6 protein-coding genes are annotated in these 5,888 nt (G+C 36.1%); 5 read left to right on the forward strand and 1 reads right to left on the reverse strand.

The annotated features are described in order from the left end of the window. Positions 1–578: 578 nt before the first annotated feature. The 5 genes from A6M13_RS16000 to A6M13_RS08195 all read left to right on the forward strand — a co-directional run bounded on the left by A6M13_RS16000 (position 579) and on the right by A6M13_RS08195 (position 5,242). Entirely contained in the window at positions 579–2,093 is a 1,515-nt protein-coding gene (locus A6M13_RS16000) for a plasmid recombination protein (RefSeq protein ID WP_141680924.1), read from the forward strand. A gap of 325 nt (positions 2,094–2,418) precedes the next feature. Next, positions 2,419–3,513, forward strand: a complete 1,095-nt coding sequence (locus tag A6M13_RS08180) for a protein rep (protein ID WP_066544878.1) — start codon at positions 2,419–2,421, stop codon at positions 3,511–3,513. Beyond that, positions 3,513–3,821, forward strand: a complete 309-nt coding sequence (locus A6M13_RS08185) for a hypothetical protein (RefSeq protein WP_066544874.1) — start codon at positions 3,513–3,515, stop codon at positions 3,819–3,821. The genes A6M13_RS08180 and A6M13_RS08185 overlap by 1 nt, the downstream gene beginning before the upstream one ends. 138 nt (positions 3,822–3,959) lie before the next feature. Further along, the gene (locus A6M13_RS08190) at positions 3,960–4,286 is read left to right on the forward strand and encodes a hypothetical protein (protein ID WP_066544875.1); all 327 of its coding nucleotides are present in this window, start codon (positions 3,960–3,962) and stop codon (positions 4,284–4,286) included. A 494-nt stretch (positions 4,287–4,780) separates the two neighbouring features. Further along, positions 4,781–5,242, forward strand: a complete 462-nt coding sequence (locus A6M13_RS08195; protein WP_066544876.1) for a hypothetical protein — start codon at positions 4,781–4,783, stop codon at positions 5,240–5,242. Positions 5,243–5,292: 50 nt separating this feature from the next. Here A6M13_RS08195 and A6M13_RS08200 read toward each other — a convergent pair whose 3' ends face one another. Further along, the gene (locus A6M13_RS08200) at positions 5,293–5,757 is read right to left on the reverse strand and encodes a DUF2691 family protein (RefSeq protein WP_066544877.1); all 465 of its coding nucleotides are present in this window, start codon (positions 5,755–5,757) and stop codon (positions 5,293–5,295) included. Between the last annotated feature and the right edge of the window lie 131 nt (positions 5,758–5,888).

Raw genomic sequence — 5,888 nt, forward strand, 5'->3', positions numbered from 1 at the left:
AAAGCGATGTTTGGGAGTGTTCTCACTGTAGCTAATGTGAAAGATTGGCGCAAGTGGTGGTTGTACCCCTTCATTTTTTTGGTGTGAGGGGGGTTCTTGTAGAGCGAAATATAATTCGGAGTACATGAGTGATTTTAGCCGGCTAGTAACGGTTTTTCGGGCGATAATAGAAGGGCAATCTCCGAGGGAAAGACCTTCATTTTTTCGTATGCTCGGGGGTGTGCCCCGAACCCTGCCCGAAAAATTTTTGATGGCAAGGAGGAAAGGGTGGAGATTTTTCAGCGTAGCGTTTTGAAAAATACAACCCGATCCTTGCGATTGAAAAAGTCTTGGAGGGTGTGAAATCTTTAGAGAAGGTGTGGCGGCTCATCGCAAAATGCGATGGGCCGTCATGCCTTTTTTGTGTCGGGAATTTTCGAAAAACGATGTGCGTGCCAGCACGTTTTTTGTCGGGCGATTCGCCCGAAATAGCCCTCGGCAGAGCGTTTGTTTTGATACGTCCGTGTCAAAACGTAGAAAACGTTACTTTGCCAAAGTAACAAACGCTTGGTATGATTCTTTTAACGAGGTGATGTGAGATGAGTATGTCCGTATCTTTCCAAAAATCTACGAGAAGAACAAACATCAATCACAATAATCGAACGATGCGTGAAAAGGACAAATTGAAAAATGAGCATATTGATTTTTCTCGTTCAGACGAAAATGTGTATCTCATTGAAAAAGATTTAAAGCAACTTTACCAGGAAGAATTTAGCGAAGCTTTGGGCACGTACAACGACAAGCAAAAACGGTCAGATCGGAAAATCAAAGATTATTACAATCATATCAAGTCGAGTAAGAAAACAGCTTTGCAGCAAGAGATGATTGTACAAGTAGGAGAGCGAGACGATTTTTCGGATAAAGCCAATATTGAACTGGCGAATGAGGTCTTGAAAGAGTGGTTTGACGGGTTTCAAGCGCGAAATCCGAATTTAAAGGTGTACAACGCTGTCATTCATAATGACGAGGCAAGTCCTCACATGCACTTAAATTTTGTACCTGTAGCGAGTGGTTATAAGCGTGGACTTGAAAAGCAAGTGGCTTTTGATAGAGCGATTACGCAACAGGACCCGACACTCGATAAGGAATATCCGTTTGAGGACTGGCGAGAAAAGGAAGTCGGTTTATTAGAAAAAATGTTGCAAGAACGGGGCATTGAGCGTAAACACGTTGGTAAAAACGAGTATCGTGATGTGAATGAGTTTAAAGCGAAACAGCGTGAGATGGAACAGCTGCAAGAAATGGATAAAGAGCTGAAAGCGCAACTCGCACATATTGAGGATACGAAAGTAAAAATGTCTGAGATGGAGCAAATTGATAAAAGGAAGTTTATCAAAGGCGGTTTAGGTAGTCTGGTTGGGTTATCTGAAAAGCGTGTCGAAGTGTCTAAAGGCGATTATGAAACGCTGATTCGTGCTGGTCGTCAAAATGTAAAACTGCGTAAACAAAATTATGAATTAGCTATGAAAATAAAAGCAGTGACAGAGCGAGAAAAGACTCTCGATGGGAGAGAGCAAGAACTAGAGCTGCGTGAAAATGAATATCGTCAAAAGGCGAGTGAGTTAGAGCAACGAGGTCTAGCGTTGAATGAGAAAGAGAAACAGGTGGACGCTTTATATGAGCGTCAGAAAGATGTAAATGGCTTGTTGGAACGAGCTGAACAGGTGAATGAAGATTTGAAAGAAGAAAATAGGGCTTTAAAAGCCACTGCGAGCGATTTAAGAGGTGTAATTGAAAATCTGAAGGTGAAGTTAGGAGACTACCAAAAACGTCTCAGAGGGGCTTATGAGAGCCTTACAAACGTTGTGAAGGCTTTTGGTATGTTTAAATACGATAATGGGGATTATAAAGCTGACTTAACACCGAAACAAAAAAACTTAGTGGACGCTGTTAGCAAATACGGTGAGTTATGGACGGAAAAAGAGGGTTTCCCTGACTTAGCTGAAGATATGAAAAATAAGATTGGTATTTCCAAAGGGATTGAAAGTCAATTGCCTGTGGAAAGACAAATCAGTCGTGAAAGACGAGCAAGCCATGATGATATGAGCTTATAAATTTTTTTTTAAAAGTTTTTTTTTTTTTTTTGAAAAGTGCTCCTCTGAAAGAGGGGTGCTTTTTGTTTTTTAAAAGAGCGAATGAGCGTAGCGAAATGAGTTCTTTCTTTTACTTGATACATACGTAACTATTGGCGGAGCAAATCGTTACGTATGTGAGGGTCTAAAGCCTTGTGGCTGTAAGGCGCAAAAAAAAAACAACTTGCAATTTCCATAATACTGTTTTATGATTTAAGTGCTTAGTTTAAACCAAAACATTATGAGAAAGGAGCAAGTCGCTTTTTTGTCTTTTTATAATTAAATACAAAGCGATTGTACAATGTCTATGACGAAAAAACAAGAGGGTAAAATCGGTAAAGCCGAATTAAAATCTACCGAGCTAGGTGTGTACATTTTAGAACGCTGCACACCGAAAAAAGATTTAGTACGAAAATTAGTGGAGTATGCAAAGGGTGTTTTTACTCCTAAAACGTTAGAGCGAGTGAAAACATGTGGTGATTTTATGCAACATTTGACGACATTTGATATGAATGCGAAACGGGTACATCGTTCTAATAGTTGTGGCAACCGATTTTGCCCGATTTGTACGTGGAACAAAGCGAAGAAAGATGCGATTCAAATTTCAGTGACGATGCAAGGAATCCGAGAGGAAAAAGACCAGGAATTTATTTTAATGACATTGACTGCACCGAATGTATCTGGAGCAGAACTTAAAAATGAGATTGATAAATTTAATGTGGCTTTTAAAAATTTGATGAAAAGACAAGCTGTAAAAAAAGTAATAAACGGTTATATTCGTAAATTAGAAGTGACGTATAACAAGGAGCGTTTCATTACAAAAGAGATGTACAACAATCCAAAAAGACAAGAATACTTTGTGAAACGTGGTTTAGAGATTGGTGACAACAATCCGAACTATGACACGTATCACCCACACTTTCATGTAGTGATGGCAGTCAATAAAAGTTATTTTAATCAAGCGACACAATACATTAGCCAAGCTAAATGGCTTGAAATGTGGCAAGAGTGCATGAACGATTCAAGCATTACACAAGTGGATATTCGCAAAGTCCGTTCCAGTGAAAAATCGGAGAATGGCGCAGTCCTAGAGGTCGCGAAATACTCGGCTAAAGGAAATGAGCTGTATCATTCAAAGTCAGTATTTGAAATCTTTTATAAAGCGTTGAAAGGTCGCCAATTGCTGACGTTTAACGGCTTATTCAAAGACTACGTGAAGAAGTTTAAAAATGGTGAATTAGACAAGTACAAAAAGCAAGACGATACAGAGTATACGCATTTATTAACATCTGTTTGGCAGAAATCGAAATATGAAAATGTGTTACGTGAGCTAACCGTTGAAGAATTTGAGGAATACAACACGAAAGCGAAACACATTGAAGAAAATGACGAGGTGGAATGATGGAATATTATTATCATTCAAAAACAAAAAAGATTTATGCTAGATTAGATGATGATTTGGTAACTCATTGGGAAGATAGAGATAGACACATTGATGATATTGTTGCGTATGTTCCAATATTTGATGTTGTTAAACTTGAAAATTATATTGTTGAATATAATGATTTTGAAGAAGAATTTTTTCCTTTGTATGAAGGTTTTTTCGAAGAATGGGAATTATATGCGTTGGATTTAGATGAGCTTCAAGTTAGAAAACTTAAAAAGTTTTTTGATGAAATTATGAAGGAGCATAATAAGTATTTAAAATAATTTGATACAGAAGATACAGGAGAGTAGCGATAGCTGCTCTTTTTTTGGTACTAAAAAGACCTTGATAATTATTTGATATATCGTACTAAAAAGTGATAATATATAATCACTAAATAGTACTGATTGGATGTGTTTGTAATGGCGAAAGAACAAGTAAAATTCTATGTAACAGAAGATGAAAAGAGACGATTAGAGGTACTCGCAAAGCTACGTTTTATGAGTGTACCGACGTATGCGAAAGTAACAGCTTTAGGTGTGAAAATCCAGCAAGTGAAAGAGACGTTTGTAGAATATAAAACAATGGACGAGAGATTATTGGATGGTAGTGAAACGATTGTAGGCGATGAAGATAAACAAGTGTTGGAAGAAATAATAAACCGTAGTACGAAAAAAGGTTTTATCCAATATGACGCAAGTTTTAATGAGCGTCTGCAAGAAATGGCAAAACGATTGTTAGGTCAATAATATACATGATTTTATGCACGCGGGCGCAGCTGTTGAAAAACGTCGAATGTGATGAAATCAACGTTTGTGCGGTACTGCATAAAAAGCTGTATAACGCTTGAACACAAAGAAACCCACGAAACGCTGTTGTAGCGCGCTTTGTGGGTTTTTGGTACATTCCCAAACTTTGATTTGGGAACGTTTATTAGATTTAGTTTGTATACGTTATAAATCCTTTTTGCATTAAAGCCCCGTTAATTTATGTGAAACTCTTTACAATGTTACAATTTAATTATTGTATATCCACATTATCCTGACGATGCCCTGTATACAAGGTGAAAACTCCTATATTAGTTTGTCTCAGCAACAATTTAGATAGGAGTTTTCGCTTTTTTTCTATACAATATCGGGGAATTGTTGAATTATCAGTAGGGCGGAATTAAATTATTACTTTAATTCAATTTATTTATATAATAGTTTTTTTATGTATAATACTGCTAAAGGGGGTATAAAAATTGAAAAAATTTATAGTAACTTTAGCGTTATTATTATTTACAGGCGGTTTAGGATATCAAGCATACGCTATTGAGGAATCATTAGACTACTCTTCAGAGAACACTGTAGAGACAAGTTCTGAACTAATAACACCATATGGATCAGCATCAAAACCTACATTAAAACATCCTGGTGGTGGGGGATCATTTGCTAACTTCAATACTGCAATGTCAGTCGGCGGAAAAACTACAAATCATTCCACTTCATCGGCTAGTAGCCTTAAACCAACATCAACAACTCCTAATTCATCCAAGGATTTAATTTCAGGAGGTCAAGTTAAACAAAGACGTTATTATGACAGTAATGGTAATGCAATAAAGGATATTGACTACTTCCATGGTGGGGTTGGTCATACTTTCCCTCACATACATTACTGGTCAAGAGGTGTAAGAAATTCTACTGCTTATCCAGCAAGATTTTAAATAAAAAACCTATGATGCAAATGTATCATAGGTTTTTATCTTCTAATTAACTAACCCCATACTGTCAATTGATTATGTTCACTTTCATCTTCAGTTATAAATTTAATATTTGTATATGCTAATTTTTTCGCACATTCATAAACTATACAGAGTATCTCCTCACTTTTTACAAATATTGATACGAAAACAGAATCAATTACTAAAAGTGCAAGTTGACAAGAACTTTTCAAAAAATCATCATAAGTTTTAATTTCTACAATACTTTCGCGAGTCGGGAAAGCTTTTATATCACTGAATATTAAGTAATATTTCCCCGTTGTTATTATATTCATAAATGATTTAGTATCCATTATTTCATTATTAGGCGGAAAAAGTTCTAATTTGGAATTATTAAAACATTTATAGGCTTCGCCAGGACCAATCGACCAAAACCATGAAGGTTCAATTATCCCCGATAAAATTTCTTCTAGACATTTTCCATACTCATTATTAATCTCAAATGTTAGTCCTCGCATATTTGTTCTCCTTAAAAATTATTTATTAAATAATTTCTTTATAAACTATTAAACTCCTTTATCAGAAATACTATTTTATACTAAAGAAACATTAAATATCCAAATAATAGGAGATAAACTAAAACATTCCC

This window comes from Caryophanon tenue (assembly GCF_001700315.1).
Taxonomy (GTDB): domain Bacteria; phylum Bacillota; class Bacilli; order Bacillales_A; family Planococcaceae; genus Caryophanon; species Caryophanon tenue.

Coding starts and splice junctions, on each gene's coding strand:
- A6M13_RS16000 (WP_141680924.1), top strand. CDS start 579: ATGAGTATGTCCGTATCTTTCCAAAAATCTACGAGAAGAACAAACATC.
- A6M13_RS08180 (WP_066544878.1), top strand. CDS start 2,419: ATGACGAAAAAACAAGAGGGTAAAATCGGTAAAGCCGAATTAAAATCT.
- A6M13_RS08185 (WP_066544874.1), top strand. CDS start 3,513: ATGGAATATTATTATCATTCAAAAACAAAAAAGATTTATGCTAGATTA.
- A6M13_RS08190 (WP_066544875.1), top strand. CDS start 3,960: ATGGCGAAAGAACAAGTAAAATTCTATGTAACAGAAGATGAAAAGAGA.
- A6M13_RS08200 (WP_066544877.1), bottom strand. CDS start 5,757: ATGCGAGGACTAACATTTGAGATTAATAATGAGTATGGAAAATGTCTA.